Source organism: Arthrobacter sp. PAMC 25486, from assembly GCF_000785535.1.
GTDB lineage: Bacteria > Actinomycetota > Actinomycetes > Actinomycetales > Micrococcaceae > Specibacter.
Genome location: NZ_CP007595.1, coordinates 2,050,353 through 2,069,738 on the forward strand (window position 1 = coordinate 2,050,353; position 19,386 = coordinate 2,069,738).

Genomic DNA, 19,386 nt, shown 5'->3' on the forward strand with positions numbered 1-19,386 from the left:
AAACCGCCGGAGGGGAGGAACACACCGTGAATGAAGTGCTGGGCAGCATCCTGCCGCTGAGCATGGGCGTGGCGCTGGGCCCGTTCCCCATCATCATGATTGTGTTGCTGCTGGGATCGGCACGCCCGAACGCCAACGGGCTGGCGTTCCTGTCCGGCTGGGTTGTGGGCCTGGCGGCGATCGTCGCCGTCCTCACCTTCGCCCTGGACGCCCTGGACGGCGCGGGCAACGACCCTGGCCCAATGGCCGGCGTCGTGCGGATCATCCTCGGCTCCGCCCTCCTGGTCATGGCGGCGCGCAAGTTCATCAAGCGTTTTGGCACGTCCGACGCCGGACCCCTCCCCCGCTGGATGGCTTCCGCTACCAGCTACTCACCTGGGCGAAGCGCCGTGATGGGGCTGACCCTGTCGGCCGCAAATCCCAAGAACTTTGCGATTACTGCCGCAGCCGGCGTCACCATCGGCGCCGCGGACCTCAGCCTAAACGCTGAGATTTGGGCTATGTCCGCGTATATCGTGTTTGCCTCCTTGACGGTGTTGGTGCCTGTCGCGGTCTACCTCATTGCACCGCGCAAGGTGGCAGTGCCGCTGCGCGCCGTTATGCAGTGGCTGCAGGTCAACCACTCGATCATGACGGGACTGCTGCTTGTGGTGTTTGGATTCATCCTGATCGGCAACGGGCTCGGCAGTTTCTAACGGTGGGCCTTCGCGGCCGTCCGGGTGAAGGTCCAGCGCAGGATAGGTTCCGCCAGGCCGCCCAGCAGCAACAACCAACGGGCGGTGGCCTCAACTGTGATGTTCCGGGCGTTGCGTCCGATGCCGAGCGCCAGACCAGCAGGGACGTGCTTGACGGCGCCGGAGATGGCGGCGGTCGCCGGCAGCTTGCGCGGATTCTCCGCTGCAAAGCCGGGGTGCCATACAAAACCGCGGGTGGCGTATTCGCTGTGACATCGGCCGCCTCCCACAGGACACCCTGGCCGGCGGCCGCCGCTGCCCGCTCAAGCCCCGCCGAACCGCGAGCAATCAGCGAAACCCGGGCTCCGGCGTCGTGCGCTGCCTTGGCAAAAGCCGCACCTACCTCCTGTCAACCGCCGGTGATGATCACATCCGCGCCCTCAGCTTCGTCATGGCTTGAGTTTAGTTGGCGACTCAGGCGGTCATGGCCTGGCGGAGCACGTCCACATCATGCGCGTCCAGGAGTACGAGTCCTCGCCTGAGCTGGTAGCCCCAATTGGGTTCCGCGGTGAGGTGGAGCCGGTCCCGCACGCCAGCCAGGCCAACCGGGATTGTGGGCAGGTACGCGACGTGGCGGCGGAACGGCTTGAAATCGCCTTCCTCTGCCTGCCAAATTTCATCGTCGGACACTGTCCCGAAGGCGGTGAACTGCTGGAGCGGCACCTTGTCCCCCATCCGCTCGATGGGCGAATAGTAGATCAAGGTGTCGCCGGCGTGCATGCGCGCCAGACCGACCCTCTGGCCGTGGCCGATCTGCGCGATGCCCAGCGCAACCGCCCGCCGGACATGCTCAGCGGAGACCACTCCCAGCCAGGCACTCATGGGGCGGTCCCCAGCTGCCATGAACTCCACCATTCAGGCTTTATCATGAACCGTGATGAGGTAGCCGTCCGGGTCCGCGAAGGTGAAGGTCCGGCCGAACGGCCCGTCAGTCGGCGCCGAGACGATCCGTGTTCCAGCGACAGCAAGATTGTCGTGAATTGTCTGCACATCCGAGGCACGCAGCCACACGGACATGCCAGCACCGGGCTGTTTCATTGTTGCAAGATCAACCCCGGGCAAGGGCTCACGCACGGCAAACGGGATGGTGCCGGTGTCAAAGACGACGGCGTGGGGCGGCGCACCCTTGGCCCGCACGAGCCCAAGCTCCGTCTCATAGAAACTCGCGGACAGTTCAAGGTCGCGCACCTGCAGGGAAATGAAATCCGGGCCGCTGACAGCCATGTGTTGCCTCCTCTTTAATGTCAAGGTATTGACATCCTAAATGTATGTCAGAATATTGACATGAGTCAAGTAGGTGCCGGAGTAGATCTGGAAACGTCACTGGGATATTTGCTGAAGCAGGCGCACAGCGCACTGCGGTCCGCCATGGACGGCGCGTTGCGCCCGCTCGGGCTGACCGTGCCGCAGTACGCCTGCCTGGAGTTGCTCGCGCAGCGGCCGGGCCTGTCCAATTCCGAGCTGGCACGAGGCGCCTTCGTCTCGAGGCAGTCGATGAACGTACTCTTGCAATCGCTCGAGCGGGACGGCCTGGCATCCCGCCCCGAGCAGGCTGCCACCGGCAGGGCACTTCCTGCCCGGCTCACAGCGCTTGGCCACGAGCGCCTGCTGGCCGCGAGCGCTGTCGCACATGCGGTGGAGAGCAGGATGGGCAGCGGGCTCTCGTCCCCCGAGCAGGCCCAATTGCGGCAGCTGCTGGGCTCGTGTGTTGCAGCGCTTGCCGAGCCGGCCGCACCACCCCGGTGACCCCAAGACCGCCGCAGCCAGCGCACGGATGGTGTGTGCCGACGTCGTGCATTCCAGAAAAGAGTCTTTGCGTTCTTGACCCACGTCAAGGCGGCGGCGCGCGGAACGCGATGTAGTGGTGAGACAAGCACAACCCACAGAAAGGCACATCATGCGCACCGCCAAATTTGAGACTGAACCGTTCACCTGCCCGTCGTGCATCACGAAGATCGAGAGTGTTGTCGGCAAGATGCCCGGCGTCGAGGAAACCAAGGTCATGTTCAACTCCGGCAAGGTCAAGGTGACGTTCGACGACGGACTGGTCACCGCCGAGGCGATCGCCAAGGCCATCACGGATCTCGGTTACCCGGTCCTGAAGCACAAGGTCGCGGCATAGCCTCCCGGGACACGGCCCGCGGAAATAGCTGGTTGACTGTGGACATGGCACAACATTCTGCAGTCCAAGGGCACGCTCCACTGGACGTTCTGGTGGGGCGTGTCCCCATTTTCAGCCAGCTGGCACCGGAGGAGCTCAAGGACATTGCCGGGCGGGTGAGGCTGCGACACCACCCGCGCAACGAGCAGTTGTACGGTGCCGGGGAGAACAATCCGCACCTGATGATCATCCACAGCGGGCATGTGAAGATTTTCCGGATCACTGAATCCGGTCACGAGCAGCTCATCAGGGTCCTCGGCGAGGGTGATTTTCTCGGCGACATGAGCTTCATCAGCGGCGCCGCCACCGACCACTTCGCCACCACGCTGGAGGTGGCTGAGATTTGCGTGCTGCACCACGACGACCTGCGCGACTACCTGCTGCGCTTCCCCACCGTGACGTACAAGATGCTGGAAACCCTGAGCAGCCGGCTCGAAAGCACCGAACGCCAGGTGAGCATCCTGGCCGGGGAGGATGCCGAACACCGCATCGCCGCCTACCTACTGGAACTGTCAGACAAGCACCCCACGGCGAAGTTTGCGCTGCCCATCGCGAAGAAGGATGTGGCATCGTTCCTGGGGCTGACCCCTGAAACACTCAGCCGCAAGCTGGCCCAATTCGAGTCTGCCGGCTGGCTCCGCCTGCATCCGCGCCGCATCGTGGAACTGCTGGACGTGCCGGCGCTGCACAAGCTGTAGGCCGGGACGGGCCACGCGGCGGGGGTTGCCGGCCGAGGACAGTCATGTCCTTTTGGCTAGTCTTGTGATTTCTTGAGTCATGATCGGGAATCAAGCGGCTCTCAATCAAAGACAGCTGTTTCCTTTTTCAGCTTCCCCAAGAAACCCTGCAAAGCATTCCGCTGGAATTGACCCCGGTCAAGGCGCCTTCCGGCGATGCGGGCAATTCTTGACGTATCGGTGGGAAACCCCCGCCGGCACACAAGCCAAGGAGCATCATGACTGGCAGGACCAAAGCCCGGATCGCCGCCGCGACCGGCATCATGCTGATCGCCGCACTGACGTTCCACCTCTTCGCCATGCCGGTGCCCCGCGACGTCCTATTGTTCGTCTCGGCCGTCACCGCCGGCGTCCCCACAGCCATCCGCGCGTTCCAGGCGCTGCGCCACAAGGCGTTCAGCATCGACCTGCTCGTGACCATCGCCGTCGTCGGCGCCCTCATCATCGGCGAGTTTGTCGAGGCCGCTGTGGTCTCCTTCCTGTTCATCTTCGGCGCCTGGCTCGAGGCCCGCACGCTGGAGAAGACGCGCCGCTCGCTGCGGGACCTGGTGGACATGGCGCCGCAGGAAGCGCAAGTCATGCGCGACGGCGTGTCCGTCACCATCAGCGTGGACGACGTCGTTACGGGCGACCATGTGGTGGTCCAATCCGGCGGCCAAATCCCCGTGGACGGCACCATCATCTCCGGCCAAGCCCTGGTCAACGAGGCAACCATTACGGGCGAGCCGGTACCCGCGTCCAAAACGATTGGCAACAAGGTCTACGGCGGCACCATCGTGGACAACGGCTTCATCGGCATGACCGCCGAGCAGGTGGGCGACGACACCACCTTCGCGCAGATCATCGAACTCGTTGAAGAGGCGCAGGAATCCAAGACGAAGGCGCAGCGCTTCCTCGACAGGTTCGCACAAATTTACACGCCGGCCATTGTGGTGCTGGCCGTCATTGTGCTGATCTTCAGCCGCAATGTGGAGTTCGCGCTGACGTTCCTGGTCATCGCCTGCCCCGGGGCCTTGGTCATCTCCACCCCGGTTTCCATGGTTGCGGGCCTCGGCAACGGCGCCCGCCACGGCGTCTTGGTCAAGGGCGGCGACGCTCTGGAGCGCTTCTCCAAGATCGACGCCATGGTCTTCGACAAGACGGGTACCCTCACCGTGGGCCGTCCCGAGATCACCGAGATTTTCCCGCTTGGAATGAACGACGCCGACACCGTCCTGTTGCTTGCGGCCCACCTTGAGCTTGCTTCCGAACACCCGCTCGGAAAGACGATTGTGGATGAGGCCCGCAGGCGCGGACTCGACGTCACGATCCAGCCCACCGAGGTTGAGGTCATCAAGGGCGGAGGCATCCGTGGCAAGGTTGACGGGCACACCGTGGCCGTTGGCTCACGCCGGGTGCTCGCCAGCATGGGCGTTGATCTGCCTGCTTCAGCCGCCGACCATGCGGTGCTGCGGGAGCAGGGCGGCAACACCGCAGTCTTTGCAGTGCTCGATGGCGAACTGGCCGCAGTCATTTCCATCGCCGACAAGATCCGCCCGGAGGCCAAGGACGCCATTGCGGCCATGCGCCGCAGCGGTGTGAAGAAGTTCTTCATGCTCACAGGCGACAACCGCCACACGGCGGCACTGGTCGCGGCCGAGCTGGACATCGACGAGGTCCGCGCCGAGCTGCTGCCAGCCGACAAGGTCCGCATTGTCCAGGAGATCAAGGACGCCGGACACAGCGTTGCCATGGTGGGCGACGGCATCAACGACGCGCCAGCCATTGCCACGGCCGACGTTGGCCTGGCCATGGGCGCCGGCACGGACGTCTCCATCCAGACGGCGGACGTGATCCTCATGGGCAACCGCTTTGACCAGCTTGTGCACGCGTTCTCGCTGTCCAAGGCGACCGTACGGAACATGAAGCAAAACACCGCGATCGCACTTGGCACGGTGGTACTTCTTCTGACCGGAGTGCTGCTGCAGAAGGTGTTCATGGCAACGGGCATGCTGGTGCACGAGGTCAGCGTGCTGGTGGTCATCATCAACGCCGTCCGCCTGGTCCGGTTCAGGGACAAGCGGGCAGCGGTGCCAACGGCAACAGCTGAACTGCCGCCGTTGGATGAGCAAGACGACTTCCGCAAGGACGAGCTGGCTGCAAGGAACTAGCGGAGCTCCGCAAGCTCGCATCCGTCCCTCGCCAAGACCCCGTGTGGCAGCTCTCGCCGCTGGCTGCGGCAGGATCAATCCTGCCGCTCCCAGACGCACGTGGCGAACCATTAGCTTCCTCGTGCTGCGTCGATCTTGTCCTTGATGTCAGTGAATTTGACGGTGCCATTGCCAAACTCGAAGACGACCGTGGCGGTAGCCAAGGTAGTGTCATCCAACATTTTCTGGGCTATGCCGCACGCAGTGATGGCACCCAGGTTGTCGCCGTCGTTCTCAAGCGCAGTTTCCACGTACAGGACGTCACCGTCCCACCTGGCTTCTCCTTGGAGTGCCGCACCCATGAGCATGGCCACGCCGCTCCGGCTTGTTTCACCATCCTGGGATTTCTTCGCCGAATTATCTTGGGGCTTCTTCTCGGGCGCCGCTTCCTGGGCAGCATCGCCCGCACCCGTTTTGTCCTCAGCTGCCGGGTTGCTTGAGCACCCGGCCGCCCCCAACAGCAGCGATGCGGAAAATACAGCCGCGAAGATTCTTCCTGGAAAGCTTTTTCATGTTGTTTACTTCTCCAAAATATCGATGCAGGCCACGGTGCCGTCCGTGAATTCCATGACCGCTGTTTGGGAGTCTTCCAGCAGCTGGTCCGTCACCATGCAGTTGGTGAAGGCCCGGATGCCGTTCACGTCTTGGTCCTCGGCCAGTTTCACATGCAAGGTCTCCCCCTCCCAGCGGGCTTCCGCGCTCAGTGCGGAGCCTATCGCCATGGCCATGGTGTCCTTGTCGATGTCGCCGCTTCCGGCGTCCTTGCCGGATTCGTCGGACATTTGCTGTTCCGCACTGGCCGGATCCTTGCTTTCCTGGCCCGCCGGCGCAACGCTGCCGGGTGCCGGATCCGGGCCGCCGCCGCAAGCTGTGGCGCCCACGGCAAGCATGGCGGCGAAAGCCACGGCCGTCATCGACTGCATCAATTGCTTCATCATTCCCCCACAAGACCCGTTGGCGGCGGAACCAATGCCCCGCAAGGCAACAGCCTAGGAACCTCAATGAAAGTTTTCTTAAATCCCGCTCCATCAGCCGGACGCAGACCACTCATCGGGAGAAGTTCAGGCTACTCCGGCTTCCCTGTAGAAACCCTCAACATGGGCCGTGACGAGCGCTGAGGCGAGGGGTCCGTCGTCGTTCTTGACCGCTGCAAGAATGGCGCGATGCTCTGCACGCAGGCGCTGCACTGTTGCGTCCCAATCCGGAAGGTTGCCGGTGAGCCTGCTGCCGTAGTCCTTGATGGCCTCGCGCAACGAGCCCAGGATGGCGCTGATGACGACGTTTCCGGCTGCCTGCGCCACGGCAAGGTGGAAGCGGACGTCGAGGTCCAGGAACTCCTCCACGTCAGTGGTGTCATCCATCCGGTCCAGCAGCGACGCAGCCTCGCAGAGGGCAGGGGAATCGGAGCGGGCCTCAGACGCTGCCCAGGATTCCAGCAGGACGCGGGTCCGCACAATGTCGGCAACGGGGAGATGGGAGGTGGCCACATGCAATCGCAGCGCCATCCCCAAGGCCAGGGCCGGATCGGCGATGGCCACGGTGCCGGCGTCGGGCCCGGAACCCACACCCACCCGGACCACACCCATGACCTCAAGGATCCTGATGGCTTCCCGGACGGACGTGCGCGAGACCGCCAATTTTTCGGCCAGGGCCCGCTCGGGCGGCAGCCGGTCTCCCAGCTTCAGGCTGCCGGCTGCGAGCTGGCTCTCGATCCAATTCAGGACAACTTGGTGGGTGCGCATGAATTCATCCTACTTTGTGTGGTTGGACCTTAGTCGTTAGGGTGGAAAGCCAGAGCGGACAACCCCTCTTCCCCAGCCTGGAGGCGCCATGACACACACCATCGAACCCGGCATGCCTGAAGCGGTCGCACTCCCCGCTGCCGCGACACCGTCCGCGCTCAAGCGCCGAATCCCAAAATACTCGGAAATCGCGCCGCTGATGCAGTTCAAGAAACCCGAGTTCAGCCGGGCATCCAAGCTGCGCCGCGCCAGCACCATCTGGGACTTGCGGGACATGGCCAAGCGCCGCACCCCAAAAGCCCCGTTCGACTACACGGACGGCGCCGCCGAGGCGGAAATAACGCTCCGCCGGGCACGCCAGGCGTTTCTGGACATTGAATTCCGGCCCGGCGTGCTGCGCGATGTCTCCAGCATTGATCTGGGCACCGAGATTCTGGGCAGGCATTCAACCATGCCTGTGGGCATTGCCCCCACTGGATTCACCCGCATGATGCAGTCTGAAGGCGAGTACGCAGGCTCCCAGGCAGCGGAAGCCGCGGGCATCCCGTACACGCTCTCCACCATGGGCACCGCCTCCATCGAAGACGTCGCCGCGGCGGCCCCGGACGGACGGAACTGGTTCCAGCTGTACCTGTGGAAGGACCGGGACCGCTCCCTCGAGCTGATCGAACGTGCTGCCCAAGCCGGCTACGACACGCTCATGGTCACCGTGGACACCGCCGTTGGTGGCGCCCGGTTGCGGGATGTGCGCAATGGCATGACCATCCCGCCGTCGCTGACCTTGAAAACTGTGTTGGATGCTTCCTACCGTCCGGCCTGGTGGTTCAACTTCCTGACGCATGAGCCGCTGGCTTTTGCCTCGCTGTCCCGACATTCGGGCACGGCTGAATCCCTGATCAATTCGATGTTTGATCCGACCCTGACGTACGCGGATCTGGATTGGCTGCGGAACACCTGGAAGGGCAAGCTGGTGGTCAAGGGCATCCAGACGGTCGACGACGCCCGGAAGTCAGTTGCCCACGGCGCCGATGGTGTGGTGCTGTCAAACCATGGCGGCCGCCAGCTGGACCGGGCACCCATCCCGTTCCATCTGCTGCCGGAGGTCGCTGCCGCGTTGAAGACAAGTGGCAACAACCCGGCCATCATCCTGGACACGGGCATCATGGCCGGGGCGGACATCATCGCGGCACTGGCCCTCGGCGCGGACTTCACCCTGATTGGCCGCGCCTACCTGTACGGGCTCATGGCCGGTGGACGTGCCGGAGTGGACCGCGCCCTGGCGATCCTGGAGACTGACATGAGGCGCACCATGGCCCTGCTCGGGGTCAGCTCCATTGCGGAACTGACGCCGGAGCATGTGCGGATCCTGCAGGGCTAGCGGCGATTGCTGGTCGAGCTGGTCCAGCTGGTCGAGCTGGTCGAGCTGGTCCAAGGATTTCGACAGGCCCAAGCCGCGGCGCCCAATCAGCGCACGCCCAACTCAGGCGTCGAACAGGCCGCGGACGTCGTCTGCGGTAATGGCGGAGGAGAACATGGCGTCGTCGTCCATGACGGAGGTGAACAGCTTCGCCTTCTTCTCCTTCAGGGCCATGACCTTTTCCTCGATGGTGTCCTTGGCGACCAGCCGGTACACCATGACGTTCTTGGTCTGCCCGATCCGGTGGGTGCGGTCCACAGCCTGGTTCTCGGTGGCCGGGTTCCACCACGGATCCAGCAGGAAGCAGTAGTCGGCCTCGGTCAGATTCAGCCCGAAACCCCCCGATTTCAGACTGATCAGGAACACCGGTGCCTTTCCGGACTTGAACTTCTCAATGACCTCGCCGCGCTTGCGCGTCTTGCCATCCAGATAGGCGTACTCGATCCCGGCCGCGTCCAGCCGCTCGCGCGCCTTGCCCAGGAACGAGGTGAACTGGCTGAAAATCAGCGCCCGGTGCCCTTCCGCCACGACGTCCTCGAGCTGTTCAAACAGCACGTCGAGCTTGCTGGACGGGGTGCTGGCATACTTTACGTCCACCAGGGACGCGTCCAGGCTGAGCATCCGCAACGTGGTGAGCGACTTGAAAATGGCGAAGCGGTTCTTGTCCATGTCGCCCAGCAAACCCATGACCTTTTGGCGCTCGTGCTGCAGGTGGCGCTGGTAAATGGTGCGATGCCGCGGCGCCAGTTCCAGTTCCAGGACCTGCTCCTGCTTGGGCGGCAGTTCCTTGGCCACGGCGTCCTTGGTGCGGCGCATGATCAACGGCCGGATCCGCCGCCGCAACTGCTTGAGCCGTTCCGCGTCGCCGTCCTTCTCCACCGGTTTGCGGTAGTAGTCGGCAAAATTGGTGGGCGACGGGAACAGCCCCGGCGCCGCCACGGCGAACAGCGACCACAGTTCCATCAGGTTGTTTTCCATGGGTGTGCCGGTGATGGCCAGCTTGAATTTCACCGGGAAGGCGCGAGCCATTTGGCTGGCCTTCGTGAGATGGTTCTTCACAAACTGGGCCTCGTCCAGGATCAGCCCCGCCCATTCCTGGCTCGCGTACGCCTCGTTGTCCAGGCGGAAGAGGGCATAGGAGGTAATGACGACGTCGGCCCCGTTCACCAATGCGGCAGCGTCGCTTCCGCTGCGGCGGAGGGTGTCGATGACGGCGGTGGTGTTCAGAGTGGGTGCGAAGCGGCGCGCCTCGGCTTCCCAGTTGGACACCACGGAGGTGGGCGCCACGACGAGGAACGGGCTGGTGCTCTCGTCGGTTCCTGCGTTGCCAGCTATTTTTGGGTTGCCCGTTTCCTTGGCGTGGGTGATCAGGGCCAGGGTTTGCAGGGTCTTGCCCAGGCCCATGTCGTCGGCCAGCACCCCGCCAAGCCCGTTTTTGTACAGGAACGCCAGCCAGTTGAAGCCTTCCTGCTGGTACGGGCGTAGTTCTGCGTGCAGCGTGGCCGGCACTGGGACCGCGGCAACTTCCTGCAATGCAAGGAGCCCGCTGACCGACTTTTCCCAGGCCGCGGCTTCTTCAACGCTGGTGGAGAGTTCCTTCAGTTCTTCCCACAGCCCTGCCTGATAGCGGCTGATGGTCAGTGATTCGCCTGGTTCCTGGAGACTTTTTGCCTCCTCGATGAGCCGGCGCAACTGCTGAAACTCGGGCTGGTCCAGCGCAAAGTAGTGGCCGTTGGGCAGCATCAGGTGCTCTTCGTCCGTAGCCAGCGCCAGGAAAAGCTCGCCGAAGGGAATTTCCGTCCCGTCCAAGGTGACCGTGACGCCTAAATCAAACCAGTCGCCGTCGGTGGTTCCCTTGGTGCTGATACCAATCTGAGGCGTGCCCGTCAGCTCGGTGTAGTCAGGAGCCGAACCGGTGGTGTCCACTCGGACGTGGTCGACTCCTGCCAGAGCGGGCATGGCGACGTTGCTGAAGCGGGCCGCAGCCACGTTTTTCAGGTGGACCGGTTCATTGCTGCCCGGATGGAGGGTGGGTGGGTGGGGGAAGGAATCCCCAGTGGCTTCCGGAAAATCGGCGAGCGCCTGGACAACGGTCTCCAGCAGTCTCGCCTCGAAGACGAGATCGCGGTTGCCGGTTCCGTCGCCGGTCATGGGGTGCCGGATAACCTGCTCCCCCACGGTGTATTCCCAATGCCAGTGCAGCTCCAGGGACGGTGTTTTGCCGGCGTCCTGCTTCGGCGCCTGGGCAGCGCCCTTGCCGCGACGGGCCGTCTTTGCGGCCGGCACCGCGGCCACATGTGTCACAGTCAGGACGAGTTCGGGATCACGAATTTCCGGCAGTCCCGCCGTCCCCTCACTGGGGCGCACGTCCATGGTGCTGCGCAGTTTCGGATAGTAGAGCTCCAAAAAGCGTTCCCGCGCGGGCGCCGGAATATCCACCGTGGACCGGGAGTCGACCAGCCTGCTGAGGGATTCCCCCATGGCGCCGTCCACCTGCGCAAAGTGCACCGTCCGCTGGGACAGCATGCTGCCCGGATCCTTACCGGCATCCCACCAATACAGTCCGTGCGCCGGCGAGCCCAGGGTGCCGATCCTCGACGGATCCAGGACGACGTCGTTGCCGTGGGCCAGCGGGACCAGGCGGATGCCGCCGTCGGGCATGGCAAGAATGTCTGTGCTGACCGTGGCTGCGGCTTCCCGGGTGACGCTGGCATTCTTACGGGAGCTGACAAATTCCAGGCCAATGGCGGCTGCCTGATCCAGGAGGTTCCACAGCAGCGGGGAGTTGAACCCGTCCAGGAAGATCCACTTGGGATTGGTGGGGGCTGAGTGGGCGGCCTGGTACAGCGAGTGGAAAACCCGGATCCATTCACAGTGGGCGGTGTTGAGGTTGTCGGCATACGCCAGTCGGTAACTGGTGCTCCATGCCAGATTGCCAACAGTCCACTTGCCCGCAGCACTGCGCATGACAGGGCGCACGCCCAGGCGGATCTTGGCCGGTGACTTCGGCTTTGCATCCCGAGACGTCCCGATGCCTGAGAATGGCTGTGCCATTTCTTCCACCAGTTCAAACTGCAGTGCCATGGGCGCACGGGCCACCGGAGACTGGTTGATGTGGCCCCACCGGATCGGCGGGGCCACGGCAGGAGGATTCAGGAGAGTTTCAAGCTGCTGCTCCCATAGAGCAGGCTTGGGCGGGGCCAGCTGTGGCGGTTTCATCTTCCCCGAATTACCCTGCCCCTGGGCAAACAGCAGCATTTGTTCATGCCCCGCAGGCGCAGCAGCTTCCAGCGGACGGGCCGGCACCCTGTCGCCATCCATTTCCTCCAGCAGGCGGTTGCTGTGGAACACCACCGCTGCCACATGCTTGCAATCCCACCCGACGGGGCAGCTGCAGCTGGTTTCCACAATGTTTATTTTGGCTTGGTTTTCCTGGAAATAGATGAGGGTTTCGTAAGACATGCGCCGACTGCCGGACACGAGACCCCGGAGCTCCAGCCCGTCTTCATCCCACTTGAGACGGCTGACGTGGCCTGTGCTTTCATACTCGAGGCCGCGGTGCATTGCCGCAGGGCCAACTAGCTTGCGCAGCTCCGCGTAGTCCACATAAGGAATGAGGGAAAGATCCATGTCCTTAACGTTACCCATTGGGTGGGACATTTTTGGCCGTCTTGCCTGCCACCGGCAGCCTGCCTGGGTGGCCGCAAAGGTGCAGCAACAACGAGGGGCAATGGCCGCCGTCGAACTTCAGGACCGGCATGTCAGTGCCCAAATGTATCGTGGTGACCATGATTGAAGAGCTGCGGAATACCGATACCGGCGCTTACCGCATCCGCACGGGCGCCGGCAGCTACTACCTGCTGGATCTTGACGCCCGGACGCTGACCCGGCTCAGAGCGGCAGTTGAGATGGCACCGGATTTTGCGGGCATGGAGCCTGCAGAGCTGCGCCGCGACGGTGAGCAATTGGACTTGCACAGCGTGTTCGCTTGCCGGGTGGGCGAGCGTGCGGTGTTTGCCCTCCAGCTTCGCGACGACCCGTCGGTGGTGACGTTGCGGGTCACCTCGCAGGTTCAGGAGATCATGGCCCTGTCCGGTCCTCCGGAGGGGACATGACGCCCAAATGCAGCAGCGCCCATCCGAAAAAGGACGGGCGCTGCTGTGCCAATCAACCGGAGGCCAATCAACTCAAAGGAGTGATTTAGAACCCCTGGGCCAGGCGGTAGTAGGCCTGGTTCCAGCGAATTTCTCGGGCGAACCCGCGCTGGGTGGTGTCCTCGTCTATGACGAGGAGTTCCGCCTGGACAATGTCGGCGAAGTCTTCAAAGGCTTCAATTCCGACGGCGGTGCTCATGACCGTGTGGTGGGCTGCGCCCGCCTCCAGCCAGGCTGCGGCGGAGGTGGCGAAGTCGGGAAGCGGCTTCCACACGGCACGGGCCACGGGCAGGTTGGGCAGCGGCTCATCCAGCGGGACCACCTCAACTTTGTTGGCGGTGAGGCGGAAGCGCTCGCGCATGTCGGACATGGCCACCACCACGCCGGCGCCGGGATCGGCGTCGAACACTAGGCGCACGGGATCTTCGCGCCCGCCAATGCCCAGCGGGTGCACCTCAAGTGAGGGCTTGGTGGCTGTCAGCGACGGGCAGACCTCAAGCATGTGTGCGCCCAGGATCTTTTCCTGGCCGGGGACCAGGTGGTAGGTGTAGTCCTCCATGAGTGAGGCACCTCCGGGGAGGCCCTCGCCCATGACCTTGGCCGCGCGGATCAGCACGGCGGTTTTCCAATCACCCTCGGCGCCGAAGCCGTAGCCATCTGCCATGAGGCGCTGGACTGCCAGTCCGGGGAGCTGGCGCAGGCCGCCCAGGTCCTCGAAGTTGGTGGTGAACGCACCAAAGTCGCCGGCTTCCAGGAAGCTGCGCAGACCCAGTTCAACCTTGGCACCGTAGCGCAGTGACTCGTGGCGTGCGGCACCGGGATGGAGTTCGGGGGCCACGTTGTACAGGCGCAGGTACTCATCGATGAGAGCGTCAACATCCGCTTCGGAGGCGGCATCAACAGCCTCCACCAGCTCGTTGACTGACCAGCTGTTGACCGACACACCAAAGCGGATTTCCGCCTCGGTCTTGTCGCCCTCAGTGACGGCAACGTTGCGCATGTTGTCGCCGAAACGGGCCAGCTTCAGTGTGCGGACCTGTGCGACGGCGGCTGCCGCACGCGTCCAGGTGCCGATCTTGTCGCGCACCAGCGGGTTAGACACATGTCCCACAACCGTTTTGCGGCTGATGCCCATGCGGGACTGGATGTAGCCGAACTCCCTGTCGCCGTGCGCTGCCTGATTCAGATTCATGAAGTCAAAGTCGATGTCAGCCCACGGCAGCGCCTCGTTGGCCTGGGTGTGCAGGTGCAGCAGCGGCTTGTTCAGTTCTGTGAGCCCGCGGATCCACATTTTTGCTGGTGAGAAGGTGTGCATCCAGGCGATGAGGCCGATGACCTTGTCGTTGGCGTTGGCGTCCAGGGCTGCACGGCGGATGGACTCGGAGTCCTTCAGCACGTCCTTGAAAACCACGCGGACGGGAATCTCGCTGGATTCCTCCAGGGTCCTGACTACTTCGGCGGACTGCTCGGCCACCTGGCGCAGGGTTTCCTCGCCGTAGAGGTTCTGGCTTCCGGTCAGGAACCAGACTTCGTATCCGGACAGGGAGTTGTTCAACTGCAAAGACATGTTGATTCCTTCAAGGCAAGGGGTGGGTGGGTTACTGTCCGTAGACGTTTTGGTAGCGCTCGTGGAGACGGTCAATGTGTGCGTTCTCAATGGGCAGCATCGTCCCCAGTTCGCGCGAGAGATGCACTGTGCGGGCCACTTCCTCACACAGCACGGCGGCCTTGACTGCGGCCCTTGCCGTGGCGCCGATGGTGAAGGGTCCGTGGTTTTGCATCAGCACGGCCGGCGAGCGCGAACCGCTCAGTGTCTCAACAATGCCGCGGCCGATGGAGTCGTCGCCGATGAGTGCGAACGGGCCGATGGGGATTTCGCCGCCGAATTCGTCGCCCATCATGGTCAGCACGCAGGGAATGGCTTCGCCGCGCACGGCCCACGCCGTGGCGTAGCTGGAGTGGGTGTGGACGACCCCTCCCACCTCGGGCATGTGCCGGTAGACGTAGGCGTGCGCTGCCGTGTCGGACGACGGCGTCAGTTCAGGATTGCCCCATCCTCCGTCCATGGGGGTGCCGTGCAGGTCGGTGACCACCATGGATTCGGGGGTCAGTGCGTCATAGTCGATCCCGGACGGCTTGATGACCATCAGGTCTTCCCCGGGGACCCTGGCTGAAACGTTGCCCGCCGTCCACACCACGAGATCGTAGCGGACCAGCTCGGCATGCAGGGTGCACAGCTCCTCACGGATGGCGGCGATGTTGGCCACCGTTTCCGGGGATGCGGTTTGAGCTGATTCTGTTCCGGACGTGTGGCTCATGCCGCCACCTCCACTACAACCTTGTGGGCCTTGCGTGCGATGGCCTTGAGCCGGTGCATCACGTCATTGCCGCCGCGGCCAAAGTAGTCGTGCAGCAGACGGTATTCGGCAAAAAGGGCGTTGTAGGCGTCAACGTTTTCAGGGATGGGGCTCACTACCGCGCGGTTGATCCTGCCCATGGCCTGCGACGCTGCCCGGATGTCCGGGTAGCGTCCTGCCGCTACGGCGGCGTGGATGGCGGAGCCCAGGGCGGGGCCCTGGTTCGAGCCGATGGTGGACAGCGGCAGGTTCAACACGTCCGAGTAGATCTGCATGAGCAGTTGGTTCTTCATGAGGCCGCCGGCCACGATGAATTCCGTGACCGGGACGCCGGCGGCATTGAAGGTTTCAACAATGACACGGGCACCAAAGGCGGTGGCTTCCAGCAGTGCGCGGTAGCCGTCTTCCGGACGGGTGGCCAGTGTCTGCCCGACAACTACTCCGGAGAGCTCGTGGTCAACCAGCACGGAGCGGTTTCCACTGTGCCAGTCCAAAGCAACCAGGCCGTGTTCGCCAATGTTTTGACGCTCGGCTAGTGCCGTCAGGTACTCGTGGATGCCAACACCGCGCTTTGCAGCCTTGGCGTGGTAGCTCTCGGGTACCGAGTTCTTGATGAACCAGCCGAAAATGTCGCCTACACCGCTCTGCCCTGCTTCGTAGCCGTACAGTCCGGGGATGATCCCGCCGTCCACAACCCCGCACATGCCGGGCACTTCGCGCAGTTCTCCGGAGCTCATGACGTGGCAGGTTGAGGTGCCCATGATGGCCACCATTTGGCCTGGCTCCACCGCCTTGGCAGCGGGTGCCGTGACGTGGGCGTCCACGTTGCCCACTGCCACCGGGATGCCTTCGGTCAGCCCGGTCCAGGCTGCTGCCTGGGCGCTGAGTCCGCCGGCGGAATCGCCCAGGTTCCCGATGGGGTGCTCCAGCTTGTCCACCACAAAGCGGCCAAAGCCGGGGTTCAACCCAGAGAGGAAATCCACCGACGGGTAGTTGCCGTCCTGATAGATGCCCTTGTATCCGGCAGTGCAGGCGTTGCGCACGTAGTTGCCGGTGAGCTGCCAGACGATCCAGTCGGCTGCTTCAACCCAATGCTCCATGGCTTCATATGCTCGGGGAGCTTCCTCCAGCAGCTGCAGGCCCTTGGCGAATTCCCATTCGGAGGAAATCAGTCCACCGTAGCGGGGCAGCCAGCTTTCCTTCCGTTCCCTGGCAAGCTCGTTGATGCGCTCCGCCTGCGGCTGGGCCGCATGGTGGCGCCACAGCTTCACAAAGGCGTGGGGTTCAGCGGCGAACTCCGGCAGTTCGCAAAGTGGTGTGCCGTCAGCCGTTGTGGGGACCATGGTGCAGGCGGTGAAGTCCGTACCGATGCCGACGACGGCGGACGGGTCAATCCCTGCCTGGGCGACGGCGGCTGGTACTGCCTGCTTGAGCACCTGGCGGTAGTCCTCGGGGACCTGCAGTGCCCATTCAGGCGGCAGCCTCTCCGCGGATCCCGGCAAGGACCGCTCCACCACGGCATGCGGGTACTCAACGACGGCGGATGCCAGTTCGGCACCGTCGCGCACCCGGACCACCACCGCCCGCCCCGACAAGGTGCCGTAGTCAATGCCGATTACGTAAGACTCCTGCGTCCCCATAATTTCCTCTCAGACGGTGCAGCCGGTCAGCAGACCGGTAGCCAAACATTTCTTGTTAGCGCTAACAATTGCATGTAAACTCCATTCCGTCAAGACGTTGCAGCTGCCCACCTACAGGGAATGCCGGCAACTTCCAGGCAGGCGGGATACTTTCGTTGTGAACGCTAACAGCGCGGGCCGCTGCCCAGCATTAGATGCGACGGGGCTGCTTTAGCTGCGGGCCAGTGCCGCGGGCTTGGGTCCGGTACTGGCCCGCTCGGTCAGGTGGGGCTGAATGCGCACCGAGAACAATGGATCGTTTCCGGAAATGCCGTCAAGAATCATGGCAACGCAGCGGCGGCCCAGTTCCATAAAGTCCTGCCGAACGGTTGTTAGTGGCGGATAGTAAAAGCCTGACTCGGGGCTGTCGTCAAAGCCCACCACTGACAGGTCGCGCGGCAGGCTCAGCTTCCTTTCGTGTGCCGCACGGAGCACACCCAGGGACATTTGGTCATTGCCGGCAAAAACTGCCGAGCATTCGCCGTCATCGATCAGCTTCTTGCCAGCGCGGTAACCGGACTCGGCGCTCCAGTCCCCCACGAGCAGCGGCCCCGTTTGCAACCCAGCAGCAGAAAGTGCAGCCTCCCAGCCCCGACGCCGCGCTTGGGCGTCCAGCCAGTCAGCGGGGCCCATGATGTGGGCGATGTTCCGGTGTCCCAACTCGATCAGGTGCTGGGTGGCCAGCCATCCACCACGCTGCTGGTCAACACCAACACTTTGAACCCCGGCAGCACCGATATCACCAATGGCCACCAGCGGAACACCGGGCTGGAGTTTCTCAATCGCCCTTACAATCTCTTCCTGCGGGGCAATGACAACCAGCGCATCAACCTGATGTGCCAAGTGGTACTCGACTGTTTCAATAATGGCCTTTTGACTGGCGTCGGGCAGTCCCACAGAGTTCACTGAATATCCGGCCGTGCGGGCAGCCTCCTGGATGCCCAGCAGAATGCGGGAGGGTCCGTAATGTTCCATGTTGTGGGCCACCACGCCAAAAGTCTCCGATCGGCGGGTGACCAGCTGGCGGGCAGCGGTGTTGCGGCGATAGCCCAGCTCTGCGATGGCCGCCTCCACCAGGGTCCGGGTCTTGGCGCTGACGTTCGGATGGTTGTTGATCACCCGGGAGACTGTCTGGTGCGAGACCCCTGCCTTGGCCGCAACGTCCTCCATGACGGGAGGCCGCGGATGCGACGAAACATTTTCTGCCATGGTCAGCCTGTTCTCCAGTGTTCACTGGGATGGTTGACGTCTCGGGGATTGTTCCCAGACGGTGCGTCCAATAAAAAACAACTACTGCTACATTCAACCGTAAAAATTCCACTTTCATTCTCGCAGAGGAGAACAGATGCCAAGCTCTTCCGTCCGGCCGGTTTCAGGGACCCAATGCACCATTGAATCAGGCGAGTACCGTGCCGTGGTTGCCTCGGTGGGCGCCGGCCTGCGCTCCCTGACTCATAGCGGTCGCAACCTTGTAGTTCCCTTCGCGGCGGACGAGGTCCGGCCCGGAAACCAGGGAGCAAACCTTATCCCCTGACCCAACCGCATCGCCGACGGCGCCTACACCTTCAACGGCTCAGACGTGCCGTTGTACATCAACGAAGCAGGCCGGATGACAGCCCTGCACGGCCTGGCCATCTGGAATGACTGGGCCGTGCCGGAACACACTCCGTCCAGTGTCACCCTTGGCGCCGTCCTTGAACCGCGGGATGGCTTCCCGCACCGGCTGGAACTCCAGGTGGCCTACACGCTCAGCGGCGAGGGCCTGGACTGGCGCATTGCGGCAACAAATCTCGGCAACAGGCCCCGATACAAAGCCTGCCCCCTACGGCATGGCGCCGCACCCCTACCTCGTCGCAGGCAGCGGCACGGTGGATGCGTGGACGCTGGACCTCCCCGCCGCGCAGGTTCTGAGTGTCACCCCGGACAGGCTCCTGCCCACCGGACTTGCCGCCGTCGAACACCTCAGCAAGGGGCACTTTGACTTCCAGCAGCTTCGAACCATGGACGGCACCGAAATAGACCTCGCCTATTCCGGCCTGGCTCCCCGTGAAACGGGCGAGGTCGAGGCCCGCCTCACGGCAGCAGGCGGCACCGGGGTGCTCATGCGCTGGGACCCGAAGGTTCTGCCGTGGGTCCAAATCCACACGGCTGACACAGCCGATGCCGAAACAAACCGGATCGTCCTGGCTGTGGAGCCCCTGAGCTGCCCGCCCGAT

The 19,386-nt window shown here is 63.4% G+C and carries 19 protein-coding genes and 2 pseudogenes; 10 read left to right on the top strand and 11 right to left on the bottom strand.

From position 1 onward, the window contains the following. Window positions 1-26 precede the first annotated feature (26 nt). On the top strand, window positions 27-695 hold the full coding sequence (locus art_RS09375) for a GAP family protein (protein ID WP_038464377.1): 669 nt from the start codon (window positions 27-29) through the stop codon (window positions 693-695). Here art_RS09375 and art_RS09380 read toward each other — a convergent pair. The 3 genes from art_RS09380 to art_RS09390 all read right to left on the bottom strand — a co-directional run bounded on the left by art_RS09380 (window position 692) and on the right by art_RS09390 (window position 1,958). After that, window positions 692-964 carry a hypothetical protein gene (locus tag art_RS09380; RefSeq protein ID WP_038464380.1) on the bottom strand — a complete coding sequence of 91 codons (273 nt, stop codon included), beginning with the start codon at window positions 962-964 and terminating at the stop codon, window positions 692-694. The two genes, art_RS09375 and art_RS09380, sit on opposite strands and share 4 nt — an antisense overlap. Window positions 965-1,148: 184 nt before the next feature. Next, window positions 1,149-1,577 (bottom strand): EVE domain-containing protein, encoded by a 429-nt coding sequence (locus art_RS09385; RefSeq protein WP_253901540.1) that lies wholly within the window; start codon window positions 1,575-1,577, stop codon window positions 1,149-1,151. 12 nt (window positions 1,578-1,589) lie between these two features. Continuing rightward, window positions 1,590-1,958: a VOC family protein gene (locus art_RS09390; RefSeq protein WP_038464383.1), complete on the bottom strand. Its 369-nt coding sequence runs from the start codon at window positions 1,956-1,958 to the stop codon at window positions 1,590-1,592. 60 nt (window positions 1,959-2,018) lie between these two features. Between art_RS09390 and art_RS09395 the strand changes: the two genes are divergently transcribed. The 4 genes from art_RS09395 (at window position 2,019) to art_RS09410 (ending at window position 5,782) form a co-directional block, all read left to right on the top strand. Next, window positions 2,019-2,480, top strand: a complete 462-nt coding sequence (locus tag art_RS09395; protein ID WP_038464386.1) for a MarR family winged helix-turn-helix transcriptional regulator — start codon at window positions 2,019-2,021, stop codon at window positions 2,478-2,480. A gap of 151 nt (window positions 2,481-2,631) precedes the next feature. Further along, entirely contained in the window at window positions 2,632-2,856 is a 225-nt protein-coding gene (locus tag art_RS09400) for a heavy-metal-associated domain-containing protein (RefSeq protein ID WP_038464389.1), read from the top strand. Window positions 2,857-2,900: 44 nt separating this feature from the next. After that, window positions 2,901-3,593 carry a Crp/Fnr family transcriptional regulator gene (locus tag art_RS09405; protein WP_052136189.1) on the top strand — a complete coding sequence of 231 codons (693 nt, stop codon included), beginning with the start codon at window positions 2,901-2,903 and terminating at the stop codon, window positions 3,591-3,593. Between the two features lie 257 nt (window positions 3,594-3,850). Continuing rightward, entirely contained in the window at window positions 3,851-5,782 is a 1,932-nt protein-coding gene (locus art_RS09410; protein ID WP_082000218.1) for a cation-translocating P-type ATPase, read from the top strand. 110 nt (window positions 5,783-5,892) lie between these two features. Here art_RS09410 and art_RS09415 read toward each other — a convergent pair whose 3' ends face one another. From art_RS09415 to art_RS09425, 3 genes are all read right to left on the bottom strand, one after another. Further along, window positions 5,893-6,279, bottom strand: coding sequence for a hypothetical protein (locus tag art_RS09415; RefSeq protein WP_038464392.1), 387 nt, complete (start codon window positions 6,277-6,279; stop codon window positions 5,893-5,895). A gap of 60 nt (window positions 6,280-6,339) precedes the next feature. Next, the gene (locus art_RS09420) at window positions 6,340-6,759 is read right to left on the bottom strand and encodes a hypothetical protein (protein WP_157875226.1); all 420 of its coding nucleotides are present in this window, start codon (window positions 6,757-6,759) and stop codon (window positions 6,340-6,342) included. A 123-nt stretch (window positions 6,760-6,882) separates the two neighbouring features. Continuing rightward, window positions 6,883-7,563: a FadR/GntR family transcriptional regulator gene (locus art_RS09425; protein ID WP_038464398.1), complete on the bottom strand. Its 681-nt coding sequence runs from the start codon at window positions 7,561-7,563 to the stop codon at window positions 6,883-6,885. An 88-nt stretch (window positions 7,564-7,651) separates the two neighbouring features. On the opposite strand from art_RS09425, the gene art_RS09430 reads away from it, so the two are divergent. After that, entirely contained in the window at window positions 7,652-8,941 is a 1,290-nt protein-coding gene (locus art_RS09430) for an alpha-hydroxy acid oxidase (protein WP_038464401.1), read from the top strand. 102 nt (window positions 8,942-9,043) lie between these two features. Here the strand turns inward: art_RS09430 and art_RS09435 are convergent, their stop codons facing one another. Beyond that, window positions 9,044-12,610 carry a DEAD/DEAH box helicase gene (locus art_RS09435; RefSeq protein WP_253901542.1) on the bottom strand — a complete coding sequence of 1,189 codons (3,567 nt, stop codon included), beginning with the start codon at window positions 12,608-12,610 and terminating at the stop codon, window positions 9,044-9,046. Window positions 12,611-12,768: 158 nt separating this feature from the next. Here art_RS09435 and art_RS09440 point away from each other — a divergent pair, with 158 nt between their 5' ends. Then, on the top strand, window positions 12,769-13,095 hold the full coding sequence (locus art_RS09440; RefSeq protein WP_038469523.1) for a hypothetical protein: 327 nt from the start codon (window positions 12,769-12,771) through the stop codon (window positions 13,093-13,095). 85 nt (window positions 13,096-13,180) lie between these two features. Here art_RS09440 and araA read toward each other — a convergent pair whose 3' ends face one another. From araA to art_RS09460, 4 genes are all read right to left on the bottom strand, one after another. Next, entirely contained in the window at window positions 13,181-14,701 is a 1,521-nt protein-coding gene (gene araA / locus art_RS09445) for an L-arabinose isomerase (RefSeq protein ID WP_038464404.1), read from the bottom strand. Window positions 14,702-14,732: 31 nt separating this feature from the next. Next, entirely contained in the window at window positions 14,733-15,452 is a 720-nt protein-coding gene (locus art_RS09450; protein ID WP_052136195.1) for an L-ribulose-5-phosphate 4-epimerase, read from the bottom strand. Further along, on the bottom strand, window positions 15,449-17,131 hold the full coding sequence (gene araB / locus art_RS09455) for a ribulokinase (RefSeq protein WP_038464406.1): 1,683 nt from the start codon (window positions 17,129-17,131) through the stop codon (window positions 15,449-15,451). Before araB ends, art_RS09450 begins: the two co-directional genes overlap by 4 nt. Before the next feature lie 210 nt (window positions 17,132-17,341). Further along, window positions 17,342-18,379 (bottom strand): LacI family DNA-binding transcriptional regulator, encoded by a 1,038-nt coding sequence (locus tag art_RS09460; RefSeq protein WP_038464409.1) that lies wholly within the window; start codon window positions 18,377-18,379, stop codon window positions 17,342-17,344. Between the two features lie 136 nt (window positions 18,380-18,515). Between art_RS09460 and art_RS22930 the strand changes: the two genes are divergently transcribed. The 3 genes and pseudogenes from art_RS22930 to art_RS22940 all read left to right on the top strand — a co-directional run. Beyond that, entirely contained in the window at window positions 18,516-18,704 is a 189-nt protein-coding gene (locus tag art_RS22930) for a hypothetical protein (RefSeq protein ID WP_253901544.1), read from the top strand. A 45-nt stretch (window positions 18,705-18,749) separates the two neighbouring features. Further along, window positions 18,750-18,869, top strand: a pseudogene (locus art_RS22935) (galactose mutarotase); the annotation flags it as partial. 130 nt (window positions 18,870-18,999) lie between these two features. Then, window positions 19,000-19,386 (top strand): annotated as a pseudogene (locus art_RS22940) (galactose mutarotase); the annotation flags it as partial.